Genomic DNA, 26737 nt, shown 5'->3' on the forward strand with positions numbered 1-26737 from the left:
TTTTGCCAGATCAATAATTCATGAAAATTTATCAGAGGAAAAGCACCGTGGTCGTTACCGCGATAAACGCAATAAACAGCAGCACCATCACCGCTATCGCAAAGGTCGTGGAGTCCTGAACGTAGGTTTTTTCCTCCCCCTTCATTGGGCCGACAAGCATGATCCAGATGAAGATAAAGGTCACTGAGGCAATCACGACTGAAACGAAAAACAGACTTTCTCTCAATTCATAACCTCAACGAGACCCTTTTGGGTGTTGTGTGGGGACGTGCTACGGTGAAAAGTGCAGATATAAGACGGGGTAACAGGCCAGACCCATAAATCAGGAAAATTTATCGGTCTGGCAGTATACGTATGGCGTTTACGCCACGTTGCGGGCGTGCCCGGCAAGAACGGCCAGCGCTTCACCGTTTTCGATAGTGATGTATTTACCCTTAACGGCCAGCATCCCGCTTTTCTGGAAACGACCCAGCAGACGGCTGATGGTTTCCACGGTCAGACCCAGGTAGTTACCGATATCGCCACGCGTCATGGTCAGACGGAATTCACGCGGCGAGAAGCCACGCTCGGCGAAGCGGCGGGAGAGGTTGTAGATAAACGCGGCCAGGCGCTCTTCTGCATTCTTTTTGGAAAGCAGCAGAATCATGTCCTGATCGCCTTTGATCTCACCGCTCATCAGACGCATCATCTGCTGACGCAGGTTAGGCATCTTGCCGGACAGATCGTCCAGAGTTTCAAACGGAATTTCGCAAACCATCGAGGTTTCGAGTGCCTGAGCAAAGCTCGGGTGGTGGCCCGTACCGATGGCATCAAAGCCTACCAGGTCACCCGCCAGATGGAAGCCGGTGATCTGCTCATCGCCCTGTTCGGTGATGGTGTAGCTCTTGATGGTGCCAGAACGGATAGCATAGAGCGATTTCAGTTCGTCTCCCGCTTTAAACAGCGTCTGCCCTTTCTGAATAGGCTTTTTACGCTCGATAATATTATCAAGCTGATCGAGTTCATGCTCATTCAGGGTAAACGGGATACAGAGCTGGCTGATGCTGCAATCCTGGCAATGGATAGCACAACCGCCAGACTGAATGCGTCGTATAATTCGCTTTTCCGGGATCATAGGTTTGCTCAAGCCTTAATTGATATTGGTCAATTTTAACATCTTTTTGGTAAGTACGTAAGCCTGACAAACCCTCAATAAGGACAAGAGACGGCAATGTGTCGCCATCTTCTTGAAATTCCACAGCTTGATTATGGATTTTTAGCCTAACCGGAAGAAAATTAAGCACAAAAAGCCTGGGAACTAGAGTAAGAGATACCCTTCGTGACGCAGCAACCACTCTTTTCGCTGCACGCCACCGGCATAGCCGGTCAGGGTGCCGTTGCGGCCAATAACACGATGGCAGGGCACCACGATGCTGACCGGATTAGAGCCGTTCGCGGCACCTACGGCGCGTGCGGCCCCAGCGCGACCTAACTGCGCCGCGAGCTGGCCGTAATGCATCACCTGCCCGCAGGGAATGGCCCGCAGCGCCTGCCACACTTCGCGCTGAAAAGGCGTGCCCGCCGTGGCGGTGGGCAGCGTGTCGATGATGCTGAGATCGCCTTCGAAGTACGCCGCAAGCTTGTCGCTCAGTCCACCCGGATTGGTGGCGCGAATACGTTCATACCCTTGGGCGCGGTAGTGAATCGCAAGCAGTTCTTCCATGCGGTCGCTGTGCTCTTCCCACTCAACGGCGCGCAGGCAAAACTGCTCGTCCGCGATCACCCACAGCGGCCCAAGCGGCGTCGCAATCTTGTCTTCGAGTAATCTCAGCATCCTCATTCCCTTAGTTCAGCCTCGGGTAGATCCCCGGCCCAATCGGCAGGCCGACAAGATACCATGCCACCAGCATCACCAGCCATACCCCTAAAAAGATAAGCGGGTAGGGTAAAACCAGCGAATAGTAGGTACCCAGTTTGGCCTCGGGTTTATAGCGCTGGAGGAAGCCCAAAAACAGCGGAACAAACGGCGAAACCGGTGCCAGCGGAATAACCGAGGAGTCGGCAATGCGGAACAGGATCTGGGCAAACGCCGGGTGGAATCCCAGCATCATAAACATCGGCACGAAGATCGGGGCCAGAATCGACCAGATGGCGGAGCCGCTGGCGATAAACATGCACAGCAGGGAGGAGAGCAGCGCCAGGCCGACAAACGCCGGTACGCCGCTTAGCCCGGCAGCCTCCAGCGCGTCGGTCAGGCTAACGGCCATAAATTTGCCCATGTTGCTCCAGTTAAACATCGCCACAAACTGAGCCAGCGGGAACACCATCACGATAAAGCCCGCCATCTCCTTCATCGGCTCGATCATCAGCTGCGGCAGGTCACCCTGGCGGCGGATTTTGCCGGTGGCGATACCGTAGGCGAGCGAAACAACGAAGAAGAAGAGGATAATCAGCGGCACGATGCCCTGAATAAACGGCGAGGGCAGGACCGTATGTTTAACCGGATCGCGCAATATGCCGTTTTCCGGCACCACCATCAGCGCCACCGCGGCGATAAACGCCAGCGAGACAATCCCCGCTACGCGCAGGCCGAAGCGCTGCGCTTCGCTCAGGGTTTCCAGCTTTTCATCACTGCGGCCTTCCCATTTGCCCAGGCGCGGCTCAATGATCTTATCGGTAATCAGCCCGCCGACAATCGTCAGGAGAATGACCGAGCTTGCCATAAAGTACCAGTTGTCGATCACGCTGACGTGCATGGCCGCATCAATGGTTTTCGCCGCCTCCGTACTGATGCCCGAGAGCAACACGTCGGTGGTCACGATCAGCAGGTTAGCGGTAAAACCGCAGCCCACCCCCGCAATCGCGGACAGCAGGCCCGCCACGGGGTGGCGCCCGACGGCGAGGAAGATCAGCGCCCCCATCGGCGGCATGATCACCAGCGCGGCGTCGGAGGAGATATGGCTGAAGAAGGCGATAAACAGCACCATGTAGCTGGCGTAGCGCGCGCTGACGTGAGAAGCCATCTTCACCATCAATGCGGGCAACAGGCCGACGCGTTCAGCCAGCCCGGCGCCCAGCACCAGCGCCAGAATGGCGCCGAGCGGGGCGAATCCGCTGAAGTTTTTTATCACGTTGGGTAAAAACCAGTGCAGCCCTTCAATGCTCAGCAGGTTTTTCACCGCCACCAGGCTGCCGTCGGCCGGGCTGCGCACGCTGACGTCAAAGGCGGAGAGCGCGGCGGTGGCGACCATCAAAATCACAATCAGATAGATAAAAAGCAGGAAAGGGTGCGGCACTTTATTGCCGATCCTTTCAACCCAGCCATAGAGCTTACCGGATGGGGAATGCGAAGGTATGGATGACATACTCATGGGCGTTCCTCGGAAGTGTTGTGTTGTTGTGTTGTGTTTTTTTATTTTAAAGGTGACGGTGTCACGCCTCGTGGGATCGGACACACGTACGGTTTTTCTTCTATTTGTTGTTCGAACTCTTCACGGCATTTTTTCAGCAGCGCGGCGTCCTGCAGCAGATTGAGCGCGGTCGCGCCCATCACTTTCCCGGCCAGCAGCATGCCTTTGTGGGCAATAGAGGTTCGCCCCTGAGATACCAGTTGCCAGGTATGCAGCGGCGTGCCGACGGTAAAGCAGGGGCTGAAGCACTGGGCGACCGGCATTTTCCAGCTGACGTCACCCACGTCGGTTGAACCTGCCAGCACGTTGTCGGTGACGGCATAAGGCGCGACTTCATCCACCAGCAGCGTCGCCTGATGACGGCGGGCAAAGGCTTTACCCGCTTCACCACCCGTGGCGGCAATATTTTTCAGGCTATTTTGCAGATCGTTGGGCGTCAGCGTGGCGCGGATCTCACGGGCAAACTCTCGCTCTTCGTCGGTCCACTCCGGCGTGCCGTAGTGCTGCAGGGCGCGATACATCGCCGCCTCAAGCGTGCGGTTCGGCAGGTAGCTGGAGCAGGCTTTATCAAAGCGGCATTCGACGGTGGTTTCGGTCATCAGCGCCGCGCCCTGGGCGATTTTCTCGATGCGCTCGTAGATCTGCTGCGCATCCGCCATCTCCGGGGCGCGGATCAGGTACAGCACCTCGGCCTGCGCCTGCACCACGTTGGGCGAAATCCCGCCGGTGTCGGTAATGGCGTAATGGACGCGCGCTTTCTCGATGATGTGTTCGTTAAGGAAGTTGGTGCCGGTGGTCATCAGCGTCACGGCGTCCAGGGCGCTGCGTCCCAGGTGAGGAGAGTTGGCCGCGTGCGCCGCCACGCCGTGAAAACGCCAGGCGGCCTGAATATTCGCCAGCGTGCTGACGTTAAACATCCCGGCAAAGGCTTCCGGGTGCCAGGTGACGGCCGCATCGACGTCATCAAACAGCCCTTCGCGCACCATAAAGGTTTTCCCGGAGCCGCCTTCTTCACCGGGACAGCCGTAAAAACGCACCGTTCCGCTGCCGCCGTGCTGCTCCAGCCAGCTTTTCACCGCCACCGCGCCCGCAAGCGCCGCGGTGCCTAAGAGGTTATGTCCGCAGCCGTGGCCGTTAGCCCCCGGCGTGGCGGTTTGCGCGGTCGCGCAGTGTGCCTGCTGGCTTAACCCGGCCAGCGCGTCGTACTCGCCCAGCAGGGCGATAACCGGTTTTCCGCTGCCGAAGCTGGCGATAAAGGCATTGGGAATACCGCCTGCCTCGCGGGTCAGCGTGAAGCCTTCTGCTTCCAGCTCGCTGGCCAGCCGTTCGGCGGACCAGAACTCTTCAAAGCGGGTTTCGGGACGATCCCAGATCGCGTCGGCAATATCGGTTAACGTCCGACATCGCGTGTCGATCGCATCGGCAATAAAAGCGTAGTTCTCCTGCATCACACACCTCGCGTCCACGGGAAATTGAGCGCTGTTCGCGCCAGCGTTTCGATGGCGATAGTCATGACCTGCTCATCGAAGTCGAATTTTTCGTTGTGATGTCCGGCGCTCAAATCCGTACCAAACACCATATAGGACGCCATGCCGCCGTTCTGCTGCACGCGGGCCATCATCAGCGTGGCGTCTTCGGAACCCGCTGGCGCTTTCACCTTATCGATGGCATGAACAACCCCGGAAACCTGGCACGCCTGTTCGCGCAGATAATCCACCCACGCCGGTGTCGGCGCGCTGGAGGTGGCAGCCCCCATCAGGCGCATCTCCGCGCTCACGCCATAGAGCGCCGCCGCGCCGGTAATGACGGCCTGCGCGCGTTCAAAGACATACTGATTAATCGCTTCGCTTTCGCCGCGGGTTTCAACTTTGATCAGGGCATTCGCGGGCACCACGTTGCGCCCGCTGCCCGCCTGCATCACGCCGACGTTCACCCGGGATGCGCCGTCGCTGTGCGGAGCGATGCTGTGCAGGGCGAGGGCGGCCTGCGCGGCGGCGAGCAGGGCGTTACGCCCGTCCTCCGGCTTACCGCCCGCGTGTGCGGCCACGCCGGTGAAGCTCACGTCGAACTTGGTGGTGGCCATAAAGTTATCGCTGCCGCAGATCACCGTACCGGCAGGAACGCCGGTACCAATATGAATGGCCGTGAAATAGTCCACGTCATCCAGCGCCCCGGCGGCAACCATGGCGCGCGCGCCGCGCGTGCCTTCTTCAGCAGGCTGGAAGATCAGCTTAATGGTGCCGTTGAGCCGGGCTTCATTCTGCTTAAGCACCTGTGCCAGTCCCAGACCAATGGTGGTGTGGCCGTCGTGCGCGCAGGCGTGCATCATACCCGGATTGCAGGAGGCAAACCCGTCGCGGAACGGGCGATGGCTGTCGTCGAGCGCTTCGCTTAAATCAAGGGCGTCCATGTCCACGCGAAACGCCAGGGTTGGGCCAGGGCGGCCGGTATTCAGGGTGGCGACAATGCCGGTAAAGCCGCCTTCAAACGGCGCCAGCCATTTCTCAGGCGCGCCTTGCGCCCGCGCGCGGGCAAACTCTCGCGCCAGGGTTGCTTCGTCGGGCATCCCCATCCGGCTTTCGGCATCGACCACGTCGCGCCCCATCGCCAGCGCGTAACCCAGCGTATCCAGGGTCTCCGCGACTTTCGCGGCGGTACGAAACTCTACCCAGCCGGATTCCGCAAAATGGTGAAAATCGCGACGCCACGCGCTCAGCTGCGGGGTTAACGTCTGGATGTACTGCGCCAGTGTGTCCATATCTGTTCCTGTCATCATGAAAATATGTGAACTGCTTCACGCTGTGATAGTTTTTACTTATCACTAACCGATTTTTCACAGTTTTAACCGTTCAGGAATTACCCTCGCACATCCCTTTCCAGTAAAGTAGATGACAGTTTCTTTACTCTGATAAACAACGGTTATCGGTCGGGCTATGTCATTTCAGGTTAAATTCCATCATCTCCGGGCGTTTGTTGAAGTCGCACGTCAGGGCAGCATTCGCGGTGCCAGCAGGACGCTGAATCTTTCGCAGCCGGCGCTGACCAAATCCATCAAAGAGCTGGAGGAGGGCATGGCGGCGCAGCTTTTCGTGCGCAGGAGTAAGGGCGTGGCGTTGACCGAATGCGGTGAGGGCTTTTACCAGCGCGCCCGGCTAATTCTGGAAGAGCTGCGCGCGGCGCAGGATGACATTCGTCAGCGGCAGGGGGAACAGGCCGGGCAGATCAACATCGGGATGGGGGCCAGCGTTTCGCGCAGCCTGATGCCCGCCGTTATCACCCGCTTTCATGCCCAACATCCGCAGGTCAAAGTGCGGATAATGGAAGGGCAGCTGGTGTCGATGATCAACGAATTACGGCAGGGAGAGCTGGATTTCACCATCAATACTTATTATCAGGGACCTTACGACCAGGAATTTACGTTTGAAAAACTCTTTGAGAAGCCATTTGCGGTATTTTGTCGCGAAGGGCATCCGGCAACGGGGGCAACGTCGATTAACGAACTCCTGCATTATAACTGGACAATGCCGACGCCGCGGGGAAGTTATTATAAGCAGTTAGAAGAGGTATTTAGCCATCGCTCGCAAATACCGCGAATTGGTGTGGTCTGCGAAACCTTTTCTTCCTGCATAAGCCTGGTTGCACAAAGTGATTTTCTAAGCATATTGCCGCAGGAGTTAGGCTGTGACCCGCTGCTGGCGCACCGTCTGGTCATGCTACCGGTTGTCGAATCGCTTCCAAAAGCAGCATATTATTTAATTCAGCGCCGTGATTCACGTCAGACGCCCCTGGCTGAATCGTTAATTACACAGTTCAGACGGGAAGCGAGGAAAATAATCGTGGCGTGAAAGTGAGATAATAAAAAAAACAGGATCTGCCCGACATCAGACAGATCCTCCAGTACACACAGCAGTGCGTCCTTTCGCCAATCCTGAATATTATATCCATGAAGCAGGTATATTTAGGTATAACACCTTTTCCGCAAAAAGAAAGGATGTCGAGTGTTTGATTTTACGAAAATTTAACACAAATCACTTATTTCATCTTTGCTGAAATTTTAGTTAAGTTGTATTTAAATCCATTTTATAAATACTATATATATTCATCAGGTTAATATTTGTTGCGCACGACGGCCTGTAACGGTGATTGAGGCCTGTCTCGGGCACAGGTATAGTACCGTCCTCAGTTGTAGCCGGAGGATATCCATGAACCCTGACGACAAATCCTTTTTTCTTGACGCCATGGAAGATGTCCAGCCGCTGAAGCGTGGCCCGGATATTCACTGGCAGCCCAGCCGCAATACGCGGGCGCGCCAGGAGGTGGATTGTGAACAGCTGGATAACTTCCTGACGCTGGATTTTCTTGACCTTCTTCCCCTGGAAGAACCGCTGGCGTTCCAGCGCGAAGGGGTGCAGCAGGGCGTTATCGAGAAGCTGCGCTCGGGTAAATATGCCCGCCAGGCCAGCTTAAACCTCCTGCGTCAGCCCGCCGAACGCTGCCGTCAGATGCTCTATTCTTTTATTCGCCAGGCCGGACGTGACGGGTTACGCAATCTGATTATCATTCACGGAAAAGGGCGCGAGCAGAACTCGCATCCTAATGTGGTGCGCAGCTATCTGGCGCGCTGGTTAACCGAGTTCGAGGAAGTGCAGGCCTTCTGCGTGGCGCTGCCGCATCACGGCGGCAGCGGGGCATGCTACGTTTCACTGCGTAAATCCGATGAAGCAAAACAGGAGAACTGGGAGCGGCACGCCAAGCGCAGCCGCTAGCGGGCGATCTCCTCGCCCGCCGGTGATTCAGAAGGTTTCCCAGTTGCTGTCGGTGGCGGCGTTTGCGGTTGCCGGGCGCAACAGCTGAGTCGTTTTCACGCTGGCCGGACGTGGAGCTACCGCTTTTTCTTTGCCGTTCAGACGAAACGCGGCCACCGCCTGGCGCAGCTGTTCGGACTGATCTTCCAGCGCCGCTGCCGCCGTGGCGGACTCCTGCACCAGCGCGGCGTTTTGCTGCGTCACGCTGTCCATCTGCGAAACGGCCAGGCTCACCTGCTCAATGCCGCGGCTCTGCTCGTCAGAGGCAGAGGAAATCTCGCCCATGATATCGGTCACGCGGGTCACGGCGGCGACGATCTCCTTCATGGTGGTGCCTGCCTCGCTAACCTGCTCAGAACCGGTATTCACCCGGCTGACGGAGTTCTCGATAAGCCCTTTGATCTCTTTCGCCGCCTGCGCGCTGCGGCTCGCCAGGGTCCGGACCTCGCCTGCGACAACCGCAAAACCACGTCCCTGTTCCCCGGCGCGTGCCGCTTCCACCGCGGCGTTAAGCGCCAGAATGTTCGTCTGGAACGCGATGCTGTCAATCACGCCGGTAATATGCGCAATTTGCTGCGAACTGTCGGCGATCTCGTTCATGGTGCGAACCACGTTATCCACGACGTGACCGCCGCGCGCGGCCGTTTCAGAGGCGTTTTTCGCCAGCAGCGTGGCCTGACGGGCGTTATCGGAGTTCTGTTTAACCGTCGCGGTCAGCTCTTCCATGCTGGCGGCGGTCTCCTCGAGCGAGGCGGCCTGCTGCTCGGTGCGGGCGGAAAGATCGTTGCTTCCTGCGGCAATTTCGCCTGCGCCGGTGTAGATGGAATCGGTACTTCCGCGTACGGCGCTGACGGTGGTCACCAGCGACTGCTGCATCTCATGCAGGCCCGCGGCCAGCTGACCCATCTCATTGCGGCCCGAGATAGCGATCTCCTGCGTCAGGTCGCCTCCTGCAATGGCGCGAATATGGTCCATAATGGAGTGGAGTGGTTTTAACAGCAGGTGCTGTAAACCCTGCCAGATGACCACCAGAACCGCGATAACGGCCAGCAGAATTGCCGCCAGCGTCCACTGCATCTGCGTGAAGCTGCTCTGATTCTCTTCGGTTGCGGCCTTCAGCAGGGTGTTGTTTTCGGCGCGCCAGCGGTTATAAACCGCTTCCATATCGTCCTGCGCCTGCTGGGCGTCCAGATCGCCATAGGCCTGATAGTTGTCGGCGCGCAGATACTCAATCGATAAACGCATGACTTCGTGCATCTGGTTCCAGGATTTCTGCATCTCGTCGGTCAATGCCGCCTCCTGGCCCTTAACCTGCGGCAGTTTCTGCCACTCTTTGTTATAGGCTTCGGCTTTTGCCAGCGAGTCGCCTGCGGTGCCCAGCAGTTTATTGATCGCCGCCAGGGAAGCCGGGTCACGCTGGTTTTTCAGGTAGCGGATCGCCACGCGGGTGACGGTGACGCGCGTTTTCACCAGCGTGTTCACGCTGTCGCTCAGGCTTTCCTGCTGGGCATTGAGCACGCCGGAGTTCTGGAAGTTATGGCGATCGTTACTGACGGCAGAGTAGAACAACCCTCCCGTGACAACTTGCAGCAGGCAGAATATGGTGAGGGCAAAGATAATACCGGTAATCACGTGCAGATTTTTCAGCATAGCGGTCGTCCGTTAGAGAAGATGCAGGGTTACTTCATTACTATCGTCGTAGAGAATGTAAACTTTAATTAACTCGCGCTTAACTAAGGGGCCCTTTTGGGAACCTGTTGTAAATCCGGATCATTTTTATGAGGAAGGTCAACATGAGCAGCATTGATAAAAGCGGGACATACGCGCTCGGGACGCGGACGGTGAAACGGCTGGGCTATGGCGCGATGCAGCTGGCCGGGCCGGGCGTCTTTGGGCCGCCGAAGGATAAGCAGGCCGCGCTGGACGTGTTACGCGAGGCCGTGGCGGCGGGGGTGAACCACATTGATACCAGTGATTTTTATGGCCCTCATGTCACCAACCAGCTGATCCGCGAGGCGCTTCATCCTTACCGGGACGATCTGACGATCGTCACCAAGATTGGCGCCCGTCGCAACGACAAAGGTGCCTGGCTGCCGGCCTTTTCCGCGCAGGAGCTGACGCAGGCGGTGCATGACAACCTGCGTAATCTGCAGCTGGACGTGCTGGACGTGGTGAATCTGCGGATCATGTTTAGCGCGCACGGGCCAGCGGAAGGGTCGATTGCTGAACCGCTCTCCACCCTGGCAGAATTACAGCAGCAGGGGCTGGTGCGGCATATTGGTTTGAGCAACGTCACGGCCACCCAGGTCGCGGAAGCGCAGAAGATGGTGCAGGTGGTGTGCGTGCAGAACATGTACAACATTGTGAACCGGGGTGATGATGCGCTGGTGGATCTGCTCGCGCAGCAGGGGATTGCGTATGTGCCGTTCTTCCCACTGGGCGGCTTTACGCCGCTGCAATCGTCCGGGCTGAAGGCTGTCGCGGATTCACTGGGCGTCACGGCAATGCAGGTTGCGCTGGCATGGCTGCTGCAGCGTTCTCCGAATATCCTGCTGATCCCGGGCACCTCTTCCGTGGCGCATCTGCGGCAAAACCTCGCGGCGGGGGAACTGCAGCTGCCGCCTGACGCGCTGGAAACATTGAATACGCTGATGGACTGATCGTCACAGGCGCAAAGCCCGACATGTGCTTCCGGGCTTTGCGCGTTTTAAATCTTCTGACACTTCAACGCGTTTGGGTTCGCTTCCGGAAATGACCTTGATCCCTGACCATAATCCGTAATACTGTATTTATATACAGTATATGGCGAGAAAGGCATCATGGACACTCTCTTTTCTTATCAACCAAAACAAATCATTGAACTACCTTTGTTTTTAGAACGTGTTGCCTGTGGGTTTCCCAGCCCGGCGCAGGATTATGTGGAGGATCGTCTCGATCTTAACCGGCTGGCAGTGAGGCACCCCAGTGCGACCTATTTTATCAAGGTGAGTGGAGACTCCATGATTGGCGCGGGGATTGGCGACGGCGATCTGCTGGTGGTTGACCGCTCGTTAAATGCCGAACATGGGGATATCGTCGTGGCGTCGGTCGCCGGTGAGTTTACGGTGAAAGAGCTACAGACGCGCCCGGTGCTGAGGCTGTTGCCACATAACGCCCGCTATCAGCCGATTACCTTTCATTCCGAAGAGGAACTGCAGATCTTCGGCGTCGTCACCCACACGCTTAAAACGCATAAACATGTTCGCGCTGGTTGATGTGAACAGCTTCTATGCCTCCTGCGAGAAGGTATTCCGCCCCGATCTGGAGGGGAAGCCCATCGTGGTGGTGTCCAACAACGACGGCTGCATCATTTCACTCTCGCGGGAGGCAAAGCAGTTCGGCATAAAAATGGGTGAGCCCTATTTTAAATTCAAAGAGAAGCTTTTTCCGGCGAGGGTTTACGTCTTCAGTTCGAACTATGCGCTGTATGCCGACCTCAGCAGTCGGGTGATGCAGACGCTGACGGATCTGGCTCCGGCCATAGAAATTTACTCGATTGACGAGGCGTTCGTGAACGTTTCAGGGATCGGTAACTGCATGTCGCTGGACGCGTTCGGACACCAGATGCGCACGCAGGTCTTTAAAAACACGGGTTTAACCGTTGGCGTCGGCATTGCCCCGACAAAAACGCTGGCAAAGCTGGCCAATTATGCGGCGAAACGGTGGGCCAGTACCGGCGGCGTGGTCGATCTGTCGGGCCGCGAGCGGCAGCGTAAACTGCTGGCAAAGGTTCCGGTAGAGGAGGTATGGGGCGTAGGGCGGCGCATCACGAAAAAACTGAACGCGATGGGGATTACCACGGCGCTGGAGCTGGCGGAGGCCTCCTCGTGGGTCATTCGCAAACATTTTAACGTGGTGCTGGAGCGTACGGCGCGCGAGCTTCGCGGCGAGCCCTGTCTAGACCTTGAAGAGTACACCCCCACGAAGCAGCAAATCATCTGTAGCCGTTCGTTTGGTCATCGCATTACGCAATATGAAGAGATGCACCAGGCGATTTGCGCCTACGCGGAACGCGCCGCAGAGAAACTGCGCGGCGAGCATCAATACTGTCGTTTTATCAGCGTGTTTGTGCGCACCAGCCCGCATGCGGACAACGAAATTTATTACGGTAATCAGGCTTCGGTCACCCTGATGACGCCCACCAATGACTCGCGGGATATCATCCGTGCCGCCACGGAGGCGCTGGGGCGGATATGGCTCGACGGGTATCGCTATATGAAGGCTGGGGTCATGCTGGCGGACTTTTTCAGCAGCGGTGTCGCTCAGCTTAATCTGTTTGACGACAATCGCCTGCGCGCCAACAGCGCGGCGCTGATGGAGATGATCGACAGCGTCAATCACTCCGGCAAAGGGAAGATATGGTTCGCCGGGCAGGGGATTGAGAAACCGTGGGCCATGAAGCGAGAGATGTTGTCACCGGCCTATACGACGCGGTACGCGGATTTACCGGTGGCGAGGTAAAAGGCGGTTATTTTGTGGCGTTGTGGGTCGCGATCTCAGGCAGTAATTGCTCAATCACGCTGACGACCTTTCTGACGCGCTGCGGAATAAAGCGGGCATCAGGATAAACGGCATAGAGGAAGCGATCGGGTAACCGCCAGTCGGGCAGCACCGGTACCAGCTTGCCCGCCTGCAGAGCCCTGGCCACGAGCGGTCGCTGCATGCCGCCGATACCCATGCCGGATTCCAGCGCCTGCAGCAGCGCGTCGCTGGTGTTGGCACGGAAAACGGTATTCACGTTGACCTCGACCGTTTCCTCGTCAGAAATCAGGCGCAGGGGGGCATCCAGCGGAATGCCGCTGAACCGCACGTGTGGGAGCGTCGCCAGTTCGCTGACCGCGTGTACCGCCTGAAAACCGGGAGCGGCAAACAGTGCAGCTTCAATACGCCCCAGCACGCGAGCCGCGTGCGCCTGCGGAGGCTCGCTGCTCAGCCGTATCGCGACATCCACGCCCTCCGCCACCAGATCGGCAAGGCGGTCATCCAGGGAAAGCATCAGCTGCAGTTCGGGATGCAGGCGCTGTAGCGCCAGCAGATGCGGCAAAATGATCTGCCCCAGGCCGCTCGGCAACTGGACATGGACGCGTCCCTGAACGCTATGATCGACAGGATGTAAACGCCTCTCCGCTTCCCCCATGGCGTCCAGCACGAGCTGCATATCACGCCGGTAGCGTTCCCCTTGTTCGGTCAGCTTCATCGTACGCGTCGTACGGTGCAGCAGTACCACACCCAGCGATTCCTCAAGCGCCGCGATCTGTTGACTGACGGCGGACTGCTTAATACCGGTCTGACGGGCAGCCGCTGAAAACGAGCCCGCTTCAGCGACGCGCAGAAAAGTAGAAATGGCATTGAGCTTATTATTCATTTAATGATTTTGCTTATAAGTGCCATCGGTTTCATGGGATATCTCCAGAAAAAATAATATATCACACTGCGTCTGTCACCCTTTCCGGAGAAATACCATGAATAATAGGCAGCAACACAACGTCGCCCTGGTCGCGGGCGCCAGCGGCATTGTCGGCAGACAGATGGTCAACACGCTCCTGCACCATCAGTGGCAGGTGATCGGCCTTAGCCGCCATGCCGGGTCGCATCCTGACGGCATTCCGATGGTCAAGATCGATTTACTGGATGAAAAGGACAGCGCCCGGGCGCTGCGCTCCCTGGACGGTGCCACCCATCTCTTTTACAGCGCCTGGGCGAACGCGGCGAACTGGGAAGACATGGTTGAGCCGAACGTCACCATGCTGCGTAATCTGGTCAGCATCCTCGAAAAAACGGCACCTTTGCAGACGGTAAGCCTGATGCAGGGGTACAAGGTCTACGGCGCGCATCTGGGGCCGTTTAAAACCCCGGCGCGCGAAAGCGATCCCGGCGTACCGGGTGCCGAATTTAACGCCGCGCAGCTTGCGTGGCTCAGCCAGTTTCAGCGGGGAAAGCGCTGGCACTGGAATGCCATCAGGCCGGGCGTGGTAGGGAGTGCGGTACCGGGCAATGCCATGAACCTTGCGCTGAGCATTGCCCTGTACGCCTCCCTGTGCAAGGCGCTGGGTTTACCGTTGCGTTTTCCCGGTTCGGAACAGACCTGGCACAGTATCGTTGACCATACAGACGCCGGGCTGCTGGCCGACGCCACTCTGTGGGCCGCCGCGTCACCTGCGGCACAGAATCAGGCGTTCAACGTGAATAATGGTGATATCTGGCGCTGGAGCGAGCTCTGGCCGCGCATCGCACGCTGGTTTGACCTGGACTCTGCACCGCCGGTGAGGCTGTCATTTCATCAGCTGTTTACGGACTATCGCGGCGTATGGCGCGAGCTTGCCGGAGAGCGGCTGGTGGAAGCGGATATTCTGCAGCTGAGCGACGGGCGGTTTGCCGATTTTGTCTTTAGCTGGGACTACGACATGTTTGGTGACGGGAGCAAGCTGCGCAGGGCGGGCTTTACGCAAATGCAGGCGACGGATGAGATGTTTTTCCACCTGTTCGCGCAGTTGAGAGCCGCGCGGATTATTCCCTGACCGTAAGGGTTGTTGTCATCAACGATCGGCGCGTTATACTCACGCGTTAAAATGAATGTATTGTGGGGCAGGGATATGCACGAAAGTCTAAAAATGATATCAGTCGCTCTGCCCCTCATTGCGCTTCTCATTCTGTTAAGCTTTTTGGTCAGACGCATTCGCCAGGCAAAACGTATCATTTCAGACCGTAACGGGATGAAAAAGATCTCTGCCAGTCCCTCAATATTTGGCGGAAATGCAGGTAAAACCTGGTTTTATGATGACCAGTTTTTATATGAAGTTAAAAACAACGCCACCCGTAAAATTGCGCTGGCTAACATCATTAAAATCAGACCGGGGAATACAGAGATAAACAGCAGACGGGTCTGGATTGTTATTTACCGTGATGGTGCAAATGAAAAGCAGGTGCAGTTTTATAACAATCTCACCCTCTGGAATCATAACTTCACGGCTTTTCTGGTAGCGGTAAAACGTGCCAATCCTGACGCTGTGGTTAAAGAACGCGCAATCCTCAATCTATGAAAAAGAACCGCAGACGGTTTGCGGACGCTGCTCCTGTGCAGCGCCCATAGCATCAGGGTTAAGGGCTTACTCAACCGTTAACGCATCGACAACCTCGGCCACGCTTCTCACGCTGCGGATATTCCCAATCCCCGTGCCGAGCGCGATATACCCTTCATCGGTATTATTTTCCAGCATGCCCAGGCGCAGGCCCCGTAATCCGCCCATCGCCTTGCCCAGCGCTTCGTTGCTTGCGCCAGCTTTATCCATCGCCGCCAGTTTTTCCGCCAGCTTGCCGGGGAGAGAACGATAGTAGTGGGGGACGGTGCGGAAAAGCAGCAGGTCCAGGCCGTTGGCGGCAACAATTTTCTCTTTGACCCCCTGCGGCACGCGGCTTTCTTCGGTACTGATAAACACCGAGCCGGCAAACACGCCTTCTGCCCCCAATGCATGCGCCGCTCTGGCGGTGCGGCGATCGGTAATACCGCCCGCCGCCATCACCGGGACGTGCTTCACGGCGTCGGCAATCAGCGGCACGATGGAAAAGGTACCCAGCGCCGTCGCGGGTAACGTCCCACCCTCATCAAAACCGGTGGCGACGATGATGTCTGCCCCCATTTCTTCAGCCAGAAGGGTATTTTCCGGCGTGGGATTGATGTCGCGGTAGATAATGGCGATACCTGCCTCTTTTAAGTCACTAAACAGCGCGGGAATAATGCTGCCTTCCCCATAGCCCGTATACACCACGGCCCTGACGCCTTCCTCTTTTACCACCTTAAGAATTGGCCCGGTCCAGACGTCATTAACGGCGGTGGGGATCAGGTTCACGCCGAAGGGTTTTTCGGTCAGCCGTTTGGTTTTCCGAATTTCTTCCCGCATTTTTTCGGCGGTCTCTTCCGGCGTGGAGACCGCGGTATCGGCAGTTAAACCGGCGTTGGGGCCCAGCACGCCGAGTCCTCCGGCATTGCTGACCGCGGCCACTAAACGGGCATCAGTAAGCCAGGATAACGGTCCCTGAATAACGGGCTTTTCGATACCCAGGATCTGACAGATACGGTTATTTTTCATAGCAGACTCTCCCTTACGTTTGAATGAGGGAGAGTGTAGAGAGGAAGATTGTTAGGAAAAATAGCCAGAAAGATTCATCACTGTTATAAAATCAATAACAATCATTTTCTCCCGCTCGCGGCAAGACATCCCTTATGCAAATAAACCTCTTTGAATCTATTCGGATTTTTATTGAAATTGTCGACTCGGGGAGCCTTACCCAGGCGGCAGAGAATCTGCAGGTCCATCGACCGGCAGTGACCAAAGCGCTGCAGCTTCTGGAACAACACAGCGGCACGCGGCTCCTGCAGCGCACCACGCGTCGGATTAGCCTGACGCCGGATGGGGAAGCCTTTTATCGCCGCAGTAAACCCCTGCTGGCGCAGGCGGACGAATTACTGGAGTCGTTTGGCGCCGATCGACCGATACACGGCCAGCTGCGTGTGGATATGCCCATCTCTTTTGCGGCGCTGCGGGTGATACCCAACCTGCCTGATTTTTATCGTCAGCATCCTGATATCGACATCATCCTGAGCAGCTCTGACCGCCGTCGGGATATGCTGCGGGACGGTCTGGACTGCGTGCTGCGGGTGGGCGAGCTGGACGACGGCGACTATATCGCGCGTAAAATCGGGAACATTAAAATCACGACCTGCGCCAGCCCGGCCTGGCTGGCTGAACACGGTACGCCAGAAACGCTGGAGGATTTACGCAAGCATCAGGCGATTAACTGGATTAACAACAGCAGCAGGCACGTTCAGCCGTGGACGTTTACCACGCCAGAGGGCGTTGCGGAGATCGCGCTACCCGGTAAGCTCGTGGTGGATAATTCCGAGGCCTACATCGCGGCAGGCCTGGCCGGGCTGGGGGTAATGCAGGGAATGAATCTCTTTCTCCAGCCTTACATTGACCGCGGCCTGCTGGTTGAGGTCCTGCCTGAATATCGTTCGCCGGACCGCAAACTGTCACTGCTCTACCCACATCGTCATCTCTCCCGCAAGGTACGGGTATTTACCGAATGGCTGGAGAGTCTGGTGTGAAAGCGGCCAGCTCATGGCATAGCGCACCAATCTGCTCCACTGCATTGAGCAGGCGGGGCGTCGGTTCGTTTGCACAGTTTAGCCGCAGAAAGTGCGTGAGTTCTGCGCCAGGGGAAAACAGGGGGCCGGGGCTGACGCCAATACCCCTCGCCAGCGCGCGGCGATGCACCTCCAGCGCGTTGACCTGCGGAGGAAGTTCGACCCACAGCAGAAAGCCAGCTGCGGGGACGTTTACGCGGGTACCGGGGGGAAAACTGGCCTCGACCCGCGCCACGACGGCGTCTATTCCCTCTGCGATCCGCCGCTTTAGCCGCCGCAGGTGACGGTCGTAGTCGCCGCTTGCCAGCATCTCGCTCGTCGCGGCTTCCAGCAGCGGCGCGCCGGCCCAGTCTCCGGCCATGCGGGCCTGCAAGACCTGCGGGTAATAGCGTCCGGCGGCAATCCAGCCGATTCGCCACCCCGGTGCAAGCGTTTTAGACAGGGAGCTGCAGTAAATCACATTCCCGTTCTGGTCGAAGGCTTTGCAGGCCGGAGGACGTTGCCCGTCACCGACCAGGTCACCGTAAACGTCGTCCTCAATCAGAGGAATACCGGCTTCTTCAAGCAGAGCAACCAGTTCCTGCTTGCGCGCGACGGGCATGCTGGCACCCAATGGGTTTTGCACGGTGGGCGAGGCCAGGACGGCCGCGGGACGGTGGCAGCGGATGGCGTCAGCCAGCGGTTCCAGTAACAGACCTTCAGCAGGATCGGTGGGGATTTCTAACGCCTTCAGGCCTAAATCCTCCAGCAGCAGGAGCGTGCCAAAGTAGGCGGGCTGCTCCACCGCCACCACATCACCTGGCTGACACACGGCCCGCAGGGCCAGGCGCAGCGCCTGCGTCGCGCCTGCGGTAATAATCAGATCGTCCGCGCCGAAGCGGGCTCCCCACTGCGCAGCACGCGCCGCAATCTTGCTTCGTAAATCACGCCTTCCCGGCGGCAGGCTGTAGCTCTGCCCATGCGCGTCCAGACGACGGCCCACGGAGTGTAACGCCCGCTGTAGCGCCTCCCCGGGCAGCCACGCGGGATCGGGCAGGGCGGCGCCCAGCGGGATCAGCCGGGCTTCTGCACTGCTGAACAGCGACCGGGCCACGGCGGACATAGTCACGGGCACCGGGCCCGGCGTGGAACGCGCGGGCTCCGCGCGCGGAGGGAGGCTGATCTGGCGGATGTAATAACCTGAACGCGGTCGCGCAACGATCAGCCCTTCAGCCTCAAGGCAGCGAAGGGCCTCCAGCGCCGTCGGAAGGCTCACGTGCTCGCGTTCGGCCAGTTTACGCGCGGAGATCATCCGGTCACCGATTCGCAATGCGCCTGAAGAGAGCGTGAGGCGCAGACGCTCAGCAATCCGGCGATAGTGTGGGGAGGGGGCAGACATGGGTATCTGTTCAGGCTAATTTTCGATAAAACTGACTATACAGCCAATGATGTGCGCCATCTATAGTGACCGGCATGTTCAGGACAAGGAGGCATTATGCACAGCGATAATTTCGACATTTCCTCGTATTTCAAACGCATAAACTACACCGGACCGGCGGCGGCCGATACGTCCACCCTGCATGCGCTGATGCGTCATCAGATCTTTTCCGTTCCCTTTGAAAATCTGGACGTGCAGGCGGGGAAAATTGTCTCGCTGGCACCAGACGACATTGCCGAGAAGGTGCTAAAGAAAGGGCGCGGCGGGGACTGCTATGAGGTGAACGGGCTTTTTGCCATGGCGCTGGAAGCGTTAGGGATACCTTACCGTTTTGTGGCGGCGCGCCCGATGTTCTACCCCGCGCGACGGCCAAAAACCCATATGGCGCTCATCGCCGAGGTGGAGAGCCGCCAGTGGCTTTGCGATCTCGGCTTCGGCAGCTACGGCATCCGCGCGCCAATGGCGCTGGACACGCTTGACGTGGAAATCACCCAGGATTTCGACACGTTTCGCCTGAGCCGCAGCGCGGAGGGCGAGTATCTGCTCGAGGCGAAGGTGGAAGGCGAATGGGCCCGACAATACGGCTTCGATCTCACGCCTCAGGAGTGGATTGATTTCGTCCCGGCCAACTACCTGAACTCCACGCACCCGGATGCGATCTTTGTGCAGAAGCGGGTGGTGGTGGTGCACAGCCCGGAAGGACGCCAGATTTTGCTGGGCGATATGCTGAAAACCATCACGGCGAACGGCACTGAAACGCGGCAGCTGGCGGAGGAGAACATCCGCCATGTCCTGAAAGACCGTTTTGCGCTCACCGCCGCGTAATCGGAGAAAGATGGGGACTCAGCCCGGCCCGTCGGCTGCGGCTTTGCGCTGAGCCCCCCACTGTAACAGCAGGCTAAACGACGCGGGTAACACGGTCAGCGTCACCAGCGTCGCAGCCAGCAGCCCGCCGATAATGGCATAGGCCATTGGACCCCAGAAAACCTGGTGAGAGATGGGGATCATCCCCAGAATGGCGGCACAGGCGGTCAGGCAGATGGGTCTGGCCCGGTGCTCCGCCGCTGCCATAATCGCGGCATCGTTTGCCATCCCCTGAGCAAGATTGCTGTCAACCTCGCTAATCAATATTACCGCGTTACGCACGATCATCCCCGCCAGGGCGATGACGCCCAGCAGCGCAACAAACCCCATCGGCGTGCCGCCAGGCAGCATAGCCAGCACGATCCCCGGTAAACCAAACGGGGCCATCAGGAGCGCCAGCAGCATCCGGGAATATCGCCGCAGCTGAAGCATCAGCAGCATCAGCATGATGACCAGCGTCACCGGAAGAACGGTAAAGACGGAGCTGTTCCCCTTATCCGATTCGGCAACCGCGCCGCCTTCTTCAATGCTGTAACCTGCGGGCAGGCTCGCGCGCAGTTTATCGACCGCCGGACGCAGCGCGGCGGATACCGCTTCAGCCCTCAGCCCCGGGGCGAGGTCGGTTTGCACCGTGATAAAGGGCACGCGCTGGCGGCGCCAGATGACCGGATCGTCCACGCCCCAGACCGGCGTTGCGACGGCGCTGAGCGGAATTTTTTTACCGTCATTCCCCTGAATCGTGAGTGAGGAGAGGGTGGCGGTGCTCTGGCGCGCGCTGTCCTCGGCCCTGAGCACCACGTCGACAAGGCGGTCATTATCTCTGATGGACGTGACAACGCTGCCGGACCAGACGGTATTCAGCGTGCGGGCGAGGCTTTCTGACGATATTCCCGCCGCTCTGGCCGCCGTCTGATTCACCTTAAGGGTGATGACCCTCTCCGGCTCTCCGGCCGTCTGGTTAACGTCGCGTGAGAACGGGGAGCGGCCAATCGCGTCCGTGAGACGGTTCGCAAGCGCCCGGACCTGCAGATAATCCGGCCCGCTCACCCGGTATTTGATGGGCCAGCCGACGGGAGGCCCCAGCTCAAGGGGCGACACGCGCGTGATGATGTCGCTAAATTGCGTCGCCAGGATCGTGTTGAGCTGTGCGTGCAGACGATCCCGCGCCGCAAGATCCTTCGCGACCACAACCAACTGGGCGATATTTTCATTTTCCAGCAGCACGTCCATCGGCAGGTAAAAACGGATGGCGCCTGAGCCAACGTACGTCGAAAAGCGATCGATATTGCTGTTGTCGGCCAGCGCTTTTTCCAGCTTTTCCACCTCTCTGAGCGTTTCCGGCTGCGACGCGTTGGCCGGAAGCGTCAGGCTGACCAGCAACTCGGGCCGGTCCGAGGCGGGGAAAAACTCGCCCTGCATAAACGTCGTGCCGTACGCTGACAGCCCCAGCGCGGCAAGCGCAATCAGTACGGTAGCGAGACGGTGGCGGAGCGCCAGGCGTAAAAGCCGTCCATACCCGCGCGCGATCCTTCCCGGTCCTGCCGCGTGATGTCTGACTTTTTCCGGCAGCAGCCACGTGCCCGTTAGCGGCGAAAACAGGATCGCGACGGCCCAGGAGCAGAGCAGGGCGATGAGCACCACCGCAAACAGAGAGAAGCAGTATTCGCCGGCGCTGGAGGCCGCAAAACCAACGGGAATAAAACCGGCAATCATGACCAGAGTACCGGTGAGCATCGGGAAGGCCGTCGTTTTGAATGCATAGGTGGCCGCGAGTCGACGGGAATCCCCAGCTTCCAGTCGGGAGACCATCGTTTCGACGGCGATCATGGCGTCATCCACCAGCAGGCCCAGGGCAATGATCAGCGCCCCGAGCGAGATACGCTGAAGGCCGATGCCGGCGAGCATCATGCCGACAAACGTCATGGCAAGCACCAGCGGAATGGCCGTCGCCACCACCAGTCCGGCCCGCAAACCCAGCGAGACAAATGAAACCGCCAGCACGATAACAACGGCTTCGATAAGTACCCGGATAAACCCGCTTACCGCTTCACTCACCACCGCTGACTGATCGGCGACTTTCACCATCTCAATACCGTGCGGCAGCCCGGCGCTGAGGGCCGCCATTTTTGCGTTCAGCGCAGCACCGAAACGCAGCATGTTGCCTGTCGGTGCCATCGACACCGCCAGACCGATAGCCGGTTTGCCGTTCACCCGGTAGGCCGGGGCCGGTGGCTCAGCGATTTCCCGGGTGACGGTGGCAATGTCGGTCAGCGGAATATAGCGATTGTTAACGTGCAGCGTGACGGCGCGCAAACTCTCTTCGGTGGTGAGCGCCCCGCTGACCTTTATCGCCATGTTCTCCTGCCCGGTACGCATCGTTCCTGCCGGGACAACGGCGTTTTGCGCCCGGAGGGCGTCGGCAACGTCCTGAATATCCAGCCCCATCCCGGCCAGGCGCGCCGGAGAAAAGGCGAGAACCCACTGCTCCTGCTGTTCGCCCAGCAGGGTGGTTTTGCCCATATCCGGCAGGGACATGAGTTCGCGCCGTATTGTCTCTGCGCGATCCCGCACCTCCCGCAACGTGAAGCCTTCGGGAATAAAGGCGTAAATTGTGCCGAACGTGTCGTCAAACTCGTCATCCACGGCAGGACCCTGCACCCCTTCGGGCAGGGACGGCGCGATGTCCTGCATTTTTTTGCGAACCTGATACCAGATATCGGGCACGCGTTGCGGGGGCGTATCGTCACGGAGGTTGACGTGGATAACGGTGCGTCCGGCACGGGTTTCACTTTCGAGATAGTCCAGCCAGGGCGTTTCCTGCAGCTTTTTTTCAAGCGTATCGGTCAGCAGGCGGGTGGTATCCGTCACGGAGGCTCCCGGCCACTGTGCGGAGACGACGGCCGTTTTAATGGTGAATGCCGGATCTTCGTTACGCGGCAGCTTCTCATAGCAGAACACGCCCATCGCAATCACCAGCAGCATGAAAAAGCTGACCATCTGCTGGTTCTTCAGCGCCCAGGCGGAGAGGTTAAATTGGGCTTCCGATCCTGTGTTCATAGCTGACCCTCTCCGGCCATCACCGGCTCGCCGGGTCGTAATGTGCTCACGCCCGCCGTAATCACCCTGTCGCCGGGCTCAAGGCCGGAGGCAATCATGACGGAGGTGGCCGTATAGCCGACGGGCACCACCACGCGCAGCTGCGCCCGCGACTGCGGGGTAATCACGAAAACCGCCGGTTTGTCGCCGGCTCGGGTCAGCGCCGACGCGGGAAGCGCGTACCCGTGCGGGGCGGCGGAGGGCAACGTCACGGTGACGCTGGCGCCCAGCGCCATGGCCTCCGGCGGGTTTTGCAGGGTGGCTCTGACGCGCCACGTGCGGGTCTGAGGATCGGCCTGCGGGGTGATATCCCGCAGCAGGGCAGACGCCTGCACCGACGGGTCGCCGAGCAGGGAAACCTGCAAAACCGCCTTATCCAGAGGCGGGATCGCATCGGGCGCGGCAATATCAAACGCCACGTCGCGGGCTTCCCCGGTCGCCAGCGTCAGCACGGACTGGCCGTCGCTGACAACCTGTCCCGCAGAGGCGCTCACGGCCGTGATGACGCCCGCTTGTGGAGCGATAAGTCGCGTCCAGCCCAGGCTTTCCCGCGCGTTACGCCATGCGGCCTCGCTGCTTTTTAAGCGCGCGCGGGCGACAAGCCAGTCAGCCCGGGCGCTGTCGAGCTGCGTGCGGGCTATCGCACCCGTTGGCATGAGCTTTTGCATGCGACTGACGTTAAGCGCGGCGACCTGGGCTGAGGCTTTGGCGCCTTCATAGTCGGCCGCGGCGCTGTCCAGCTGGTTTTGCCCGGTCGTATTATCAAGCGTGGCCAGCAGCTGTCCGGCAGTGACCCGGTCGCCAATATCAACGCTACGCGTCAGTATCCGGCCTCCGGTGCGAAAGCTCAGGGTCGTTTCATCGTGGGCATGGATCTCACCGGTTCTTTCCAGCGCGGGAAGGGATTGGGCGGAGCCAACGACGACGTAGCGTACCTTACGCACTGGGTCAGGTTTGTTTTCGTGTTTATCACCGCAGCCGGCCAGCGGAAAAATCGCCAGCGCAAGCAGGGCCAGGGGAAGAAAATGCAGCCAGGAAAGGGTGCGCGCCACGCCGTACAAATGATGCAGGCAGTGGCGGAGGGAGAGAAAAAATTCGTCTGACATAACGCCGCTCCATAAAGGGAATGGCGTTATTAAATGCGCGCTACGTCGAGAAAGATTCGATGTTCTGTCAAGGCTTTATCAAGAGGGGAGATTTTCATTATCGGACGGCTGCCAGGGCAACAAAATGCGCACCGCAAGGCCGCCGGTTTCCGGTAATGACGCGCTAATCTCACCCCCATGCGCCTCGCAAATCGCCCGGGCGATGGACAAACCGAGGCCGCTGCCGCCGGAATGCCGCGCGCGGGACTGCTCCTCGCGGCTAAAGCGTTTAAACATTTCCGGCAAGAACTGGGGCGACACGCCCGGCCCGTCATCGGTGAATTCGAGGATGTAATGCCCGCTGGCGTAATGCAGCGCCACCTCAAGGTGGCCGCCTTCGCGTCCGTAACGTAGCGCATTTTCCATGAGGATGGTAACGACCTGCCCCATACGGAATGCATCGCCCCGGAAGGGGCTGGTGTGCGGGTTACGCAGCGTTATCCTGAAATGATGCGCATCCGCCTGGGGCATGATCCAGGCAGCCCGCTCGTGAATCAGCTCATCCAGACAGAACGGCTGGTCCTCCAGCACAAGGTTACCCGCGTCTGCCAAAGAGAGAAGGTGGAGCTCATCGGTGAGGCGGTTGAGGTGCTGGAGCTGTTTCATCACCATGCCCAGCTGCGCCGGGCTGGCATCAAACACGCCGTCTAGCATGCCCTGCAGACGCCCGATGGCGGCCGTCAGGGGCGAGCGCAGCTCGTGCGCCATCGCGACGTGCGAGGCGCGGAGCTCTTTCTCATAGCGGGCCAGTTGCCCCGTCATGGAGTTAAAGTCGGTCGCAAAGCTGACCATTTCTGCCGGTGCATCCTTGATGAGCTCTGCCTGACGGCCAAACTGCCCTTCGGCGACATCCTTTGCCGCAGCGCGAAGGCGGCTGAACTGCAGCGCCAGCGGGCGGGCGTGTTTGAGCCCCATCACCACAATAAACGGGATCATCACCAGCACCAGCAGGGCCACCGTGACCCAGTCCGCTGAGGCGATGGACGGCGTGGAATAGCTCAGGCCCCACCAGGTATCCACAATCGTGTGGAAGCGGGCCGGATTGGCCTGCGGGTTCTGGCTGAGCGTAAGAAACTCCTGCCGGACTGCCGGCGGCATCCTGCCCATGATCCAGTAGTTCTGGACCGCATAGCGCAGCCACATGCAGGTGGCAATGACGATCACGCTGCCGATGGCCAGCGCCAGGATGCGCGCGCAAATCCAGCGCCACAGAGAGGCGTGCCGATTTTTTATCATGGCTGTCTGAACCTGTAACCCACGCCGCGCACGTTGATCAGCACGCCGGAAATACCCACCGCTTCGAGTTTTTTACGCAGGTTATAAATATGGGTGTCCACCACGCGCTCCAGCGCCTCGCTTTCCGGCAAGCAGTGTTCCAGTAAATACTGGCGGGGAAAACGGGTGCGCAGGCGAGCGCAGCAGCGTTGCCAGAAGCGAGAATTCCGTTGGCGTAAGATCGAGCATCACAGGCGCGTCGTCGCCGTTGTCCACGCACGCCACAATGGCGGCGACATCCACCGCCAGCGTTTGCCAGCGAAGGATCTTTTCCTCTGTCAGCACCGCCTGCACCCGCGCCACCACTTCGCCCGGATGATAAGGCTTCACCACGTAATCATCGGCACCGTAGCGCAGGGCGCCAATGCGATCGGGAGTATCCCCCATGGCCGTGACCATGATTACCGGCACATCGCTTTTACGACGCAGGCCCGCCAGCACCTCGGTGCCGTTAAGTCCCGGCAGCATCACGTCCAGCAGGATGAGGTCGGGCTTCCACCGCTGCGCCATATCCAGCCCGGAAAGACCGTCTCCGGTAATGGTCACGTCGTAATTTTCACGCCGTAAATAGGCTTCGAGCACGCCAGCCGCGTCGGCGTCATCTTCAATAATCAGCACTCTTCTGGATAACATCCGTTCACCTTGACCATTTCTTAACACTATCCCGACGATTCATTGATTCAGCCAAATCATACTGCACCAACATTGTGTGGCTGTTCCTGTCTCAGGAGACGCCAGCGTCTGTAAGGAGAGCAGTATGATAGCGATAAAAAAAGTCCTGTATATGTCCGTCCCGCTTCTGATGGTCGTGGCATCCGCCGCGCAGGCGGATGATGACACCGCGTCCGATTCCTTAACCGTCGGGCTGGGAGGGCAATATGCCCCGCGTTACTCAGGCTCAGACAAGCAGGTGTGGCAGGTGGTTCCTGTGCTGCAGGGACGCAAAGGCGCTTTCTTTGTTGATGCACAAAAAGGGGTGGGATATGACCTGCAAAACGACAGCGGCTGGTATTTCGAACACACGCTGGGCGACGATCCCGGAAGGGCTGATAAAAATTCTGGCTGGCGCGAGGGGGCAAACAACCTGAAAGGGATGGGGGATATTGATGCCACCCTGAATACCGGCCTTGCCGTGGGCTGGCAGGCTGCGCCATGGCTGAGCATGGAAGGCAAAGCGACGCTGCCGTTAACCGACAGTCAGGGGGCAAGCTATCAGGCCTCCGTTACGCTGATCCCGGTACAAAATAACCAGGACACGATAGCCTTTCAGTCTGCGGCCCTGTTTGGCGACAGCCGTTACCTGAATACCTGGTATGGGGTCAGTGAGCAGCAGAGCCGCCGCACCGGCTATCGCCGCTATGCTGCGCCGGGTGGATTTTACGGCGTCGACACCAGCCTGACCTGGAGCCATCAGTTCGATGCTCACTGGGGAACTGTCCTCAGCGCGGACTATACCTGGCTTGGCGACCATGCCAATCAAAGCCCGATCGTGATGCGGCGTAATGAGGGGTCTGCAACCGCCGCTATCACCTGGACATTCTAAATTCTCGGATCATGATGTG

General features: G+C 58.6%; 23 protein-coding genes and 1 pseudogene. 10 read left to right on the forward strand and 14 right to left on the reverse strand.

The features are described from left to right. Positions 1 to 31 precede the first annotated feature (31 nt). From HMPREF3143_RS08655 to HMPREF3143_RS08680, 6 genes are all read right to left on the reverse strand, one after another. Positions 32 to 226 (reverse strand): hypothetical protein, encoded by a 195-nt coding sequence (locus HMPREF3143_RS08655; protein ID WP_008500541.1) that lies wholly within the window; start codon positions 224 to 226, stop codon positions 32 to 34. Positions 227 to 361: 135 nt separating this feature from the next. Next, positions 362 to 1114 carry a fumarate/nitrate reduction transcriptional regulator Fnr gene (gene fnr, locus HMPREF3143_RS08660; RefSeq protein WP_006174991.1) on the reverse strand — a complete coding sequence of 251 codons (753 nt, stop codon included), beginning with the start codon at positions 1112 to 1114 and terminating at the stop codon, positions 362 to 364. Positions 1115 to 1297: 183 nt separating this feature from the next. Then, positions 1298 to 1813 carry a methylated-DNA--[protein]-cysteine S-methyltransferase gene (gene ogt, locus HMPREF3143_RS08665; protein ID WP_025911525.1) on the reverse strand — a complete coding sequence of 172 codons (516 nt, stop codon included), beginning with the start codon at positions 1811 to 1813 and terminating at the stop codon, positions 1298 to 1300. A 10-nt stretch (positions 1814 to 1823) separates the two neighbouring features. Further along, on the reverse strand, positions 1824 to 3350 hold the full coding sequence (gene abgT, locus HMPREF3143_RS08670; RefSeq protein WP_070532653.1) for a p-aminobenzoyl-glutamate transporter: 1527 nt from the start codon (positions 3348 to 3350) through the stop codon (positions 1824 to 1826). Between the two features lie 41 nt (positions 3351 to 3391). After that, positions 3392 to 4837, reverse strand: a complete 1446-nt coding sequence (locus tag HMPREF3143_RS08675; RefSeq protein ID WP_070532660.1) for a M20 family metallopeptidase — start codon at positions 4835 to 4837, stop codon at positions 3392 to 3394. Further along, positions 4837 to 6147, reverse strand: a complete 1311-nt coding sequence (locus HMPREF3143_RS08680; RefSeq protein WP_070532665.1) for a M20 family metallo-hydrolase — start codon at positions 6145 to 6147, stop codon at positions 4837 to 4839. The genes HMPREF3143_RS08675 and HMPREF3143_RS08680 overlap by 1 nt, the downstream gene beginning before the upstream one ends. 175 nt (positions 6148 to 6322) lie before the next feature. Here HMPREF3143_RS08680 and HMPREF3143_RS08685 point away from each other — a divergent pair, with 175 nt between their 5' ends. Further along, the gene (locus tag HMPREF3143_RS08685) at positions 6323 to 7234 is read left to right on the forward strand and encodes a LysR family transcriptional regulator (protein WP_023292606.1); all 912 of its coding nucleotides are present in this window, start codon (positions 6323 to 6325) and stop codon (positions 7232 to 7234) included. A gap of 357 nt (positions 7235 to 7591) precedes the next feature. Next, positions 7592 to 8155 (forward strand): DNA endonuclease SmrA, encoded by a 564-nt coding sequence (gene smrA / locus HMPREF3143_RS08690; RefSeq protein ID WP_032651637.1) that lies wholly within the window; start codon positions 7592 to 7594, stop codon positions 8153 to 8155. Positions 8156 to 8182: 27 nt separating this feature from the next. Here smrA and HMPREF3143_RS08695 read toward each other — a convergent pair whose 3' ends face one another. Next, positions 8183 to 9844 carry a methyl-accepting chemotaxis citrate transducer gene (locus HMPREF3143_RS08695; RefSeq protein WP_070532668.1) on the reverse strand — a complete coding sequence of 554 codons (1662 nt, stop codon included), beginning with the start codon at positions 9842 to 9844 and terminating at the stop codon, positions 8183 to 8185. A 143-nt stretch (positions 9845 to 9987) separates the two neighbouring features. Between HMPREF3143_RS08695 and HMPREF3143_RS08700 the strand changes: the two genes are divergently transcribed. From HMPREF3143_RS08700 to umuC, 3 genes are all read left to right on the forward strand, one after another. Further along, positions 9988 to 10854: an aldo/keto reductase family oxidoreductase gene (locus HMPREF3143_RS08700; protein ID WP_021241164.1), complete on the forward strand. Its 867-nt coding sequence runs from the start codon at positions 9988 to 9990 to the stop codon at positions 10852 to 10854. A gap of 159 nt (positions 10855 to 11013) precedes the next feature. Then, the gene (umuD, locus tag HMPREF3143_RS08705) at positions 11014 to 11448 is read left to right on the forward strand and encodes a translesion error-prone DNA polymerase V autoproteolytic subunit (RefSeq protein ID WP_049121959.1); all 435 of its coding nucleotides are present in this window, start codon (positions 11014 to 11016) and stop codon (positions 11446 to 11448) included. Next, positions 11432 to 12694, forward strand: a complete 1263-nt coding sequence (umuC, locus tag HMPREF3143_RS08710) for a translesion error-prone DNA polymerase V subunit UmuC (RefSeq protein WP_008500531.1) — start codon at positions 11432 to 11434, stop codon at positions 12692 to 12694. The genes umuD and umuC overlap by 17 nt, the downstream gene beginning before the upstream one ends. 7 nt (positions 12695 to 12701) lie before the next feature. On the opposite strand, the gene HMPREF3143_RS08715 is transcribed toward umuC, so the two are convergent. Beyond that, entirely contained in the window at positions 12702 to 13598 is an 897-nt protein-coding gene (locus HMPREF3143_RS08715) for a LysR family transcriptional regulator (protein WP_070532670.1), read from the reverse strand. A 97-nt stretch (positions 13599 to 13695) separates the two neighbouring features. On the opposite strand from HMPREF3143_RS08715, the gene HMPREF3143_RS08720 reads away from it, so the two are divergent. Both HMPREF3143_RS08720 and HMPREF3143_RS08725 read left to right on the forward strand, forming a co-directional pair. Further along, a complete protein-coding gene (locus HMPREF3143_RS08720) occupies positions 13696 to 14751 on the forward strand; it encodes an SDR family oxidoreductase (RefSeq protein WP_025911506.1) in 1056 nt (351 codons plus the stop codon). Positions 14752 to 14826: 75 nt separating this feature from the next. Beyond that, entirely contained in the window at positions 14827 to 15273 is a 447-nt protein-coding gene (locus HMPREF3143_RS08725; protein ID WP_070532673.1) for a hypothetical protein, read from the forward strand. Positions 15274 to 15339: 66 nt separating this feature from the next. Here the strand turns inward: HMPREF3143_RS08725 and HMPREF3143_RS08730 are convergent, their stop codons facing one another. Continuing rightward, the gene (locus HMPREF3143_RS08730) at positions 15340 to 16320 is read right to left on the reverse strand and encodes an NAD(P)H-dependent flavin oxidoreductase (protein ID WP_070532677.1); all 981 of its coding nucleotides are present in this window, start codon (positions 16318 to 16320) and stop codon (positions 15340 to 15342) included. Positions 16321 to 16454: 134 nt separating this feature from the next. Here HMPREF3143_RS08730 and HMPREF3143_RS08735 point away from each other — a divergent pair, with 134 nt between their 5' ends. Next, entirely contained in the window at positions 16455 to 17339 is an 885-nt protein-coding gene (locus HMPREF3143_RS08735) for a LysR family transcriptional regulator (protein WP_023292599.1), read from the forward strand. On the opposite strand, the gene HMPREF3143_RS08740 is transcribed toward HMPREF3143_RS08735, so the two are convergent. Further along, the gene (locus HMPREF3143_RS08740; RefSeq protein WP_070532679.1) at positions 17311 to 18756 is read right to left on the reverse strand and encodes an aminotransferase-like domain-containing protein; all 1446 of its coding nucleotides are present in this window, start codon (positions 18754 to 18756) and stop codon (positions 17311 to 17313) included. The two genes, HMPREF3143_RS08735 and HMPREF3143_RS08740, sit on opposite strands and share 29 nt — an antisense overlap. A gap of 96 nt (positions 18757 to 18852) precedes the next feature. Between HMPREF3143_RS08740 and HMPREF3143_RS08745 the strand changes: the two genes are divergently transcribed. Next, entirely contained in the window at positions 18853 to 19620 is a 768-nt protein-coding gene (locus HMPREF3143_RS08745; protein WP_070532683.1) for an arylamine N-acetyltransferase family protein, read from the forward strand. 18 nt (positions 19621 to 19638) lie between these two features. Here HMPREF3143_RS08745 and HMPREF3143_RS08750 read toward each other — a convergent pair whose 3' ends face one another. The 4 genes and pseudogenes from HMPREF3143_RS08750 to HMPREF3143_RS08765 all read right to left on the reverse strand — a co-directional run bounded on the left by HMPREF3143_RS08750 (position 19639) and on the right by HMPREF3143_RS08765 (position 25808). After that, positions 19639 to 22716, reverse strand: a complete 3078-nt coding sequence (locus HMPREF3143_RS08750) for an efflux RND transporter permease subunit (RefSeq protein ID WP_070532686.1) — start codon at positions 22714 to 22716, stop codon at positions 19639 to 19641. Continuing rightward, on the reverse strand, positions 22713 to 23861 hold the full coding sequence (locus tag HMPREF3143_RS08755) for an efflux RND transporter periplasmic adaptor subunit (protein ID WP_070532690.1): 1149 nt from the start codon (positions 23859 to 23861) through the stop codon (positions 22713 to 22715). The genes HMPREF3143_RS08750 and HMPREF3143_RS08755 overlap by 4 nt, the downstream gene beginning before the upstream one ends. Positions 23862 to 23939: 78 nt before the next feature. Beyond that, positions 23940 to 25136 (reverse strand): sensor histidine kinase, encoded by a 1197-nt coding sequence (locus HMPREF3143_RS08760; RefSeq protein ID WP_070532698.1) that lies wholly within the window; start codon positions 25134 to 25136, stop codon positions 23940 to 23942. After that, positions 25133 to 25808: pseudogene (locus HMPREF3143_RS08765) on the reverse strand (response regulator). The gene HMPREF3143_RS08760 and the pseudogene HMPREF3143_RS08765 overlap by 4 nt, the downstream one beginning before the upstream one ends. Before the next feature lie 124 nt (positions 25809 to 25932). Between HMPREF3143_RS08765 and HMPREF3143_RS08770 the strand changes: the two are divergent. Beyond that, complete coding sequence (locus HMPREF3143_RS08770) at positions 25933 to 26718, forward strand: MipA/OmpV family protein (RefSeq protein WP_023292593.1); 786 nt, start codon at positions 25933 to 25935, stop codon at positions 26716 to 26718. Positions 26719 to 26737: the final 19 nt, after the last annotated feature.

The sequence above is a fragment of the Enterobacter sp. HMSC16D10 genome (assembly GCF_001807145.1).
GTDB classification, from domain to species: Bacteria; Pseudomonadota; Gammaproteobacteria; order Enterobacterales; family Enterobacteriaceae; genus Enterobacter; species Enterobacter roggenkampii.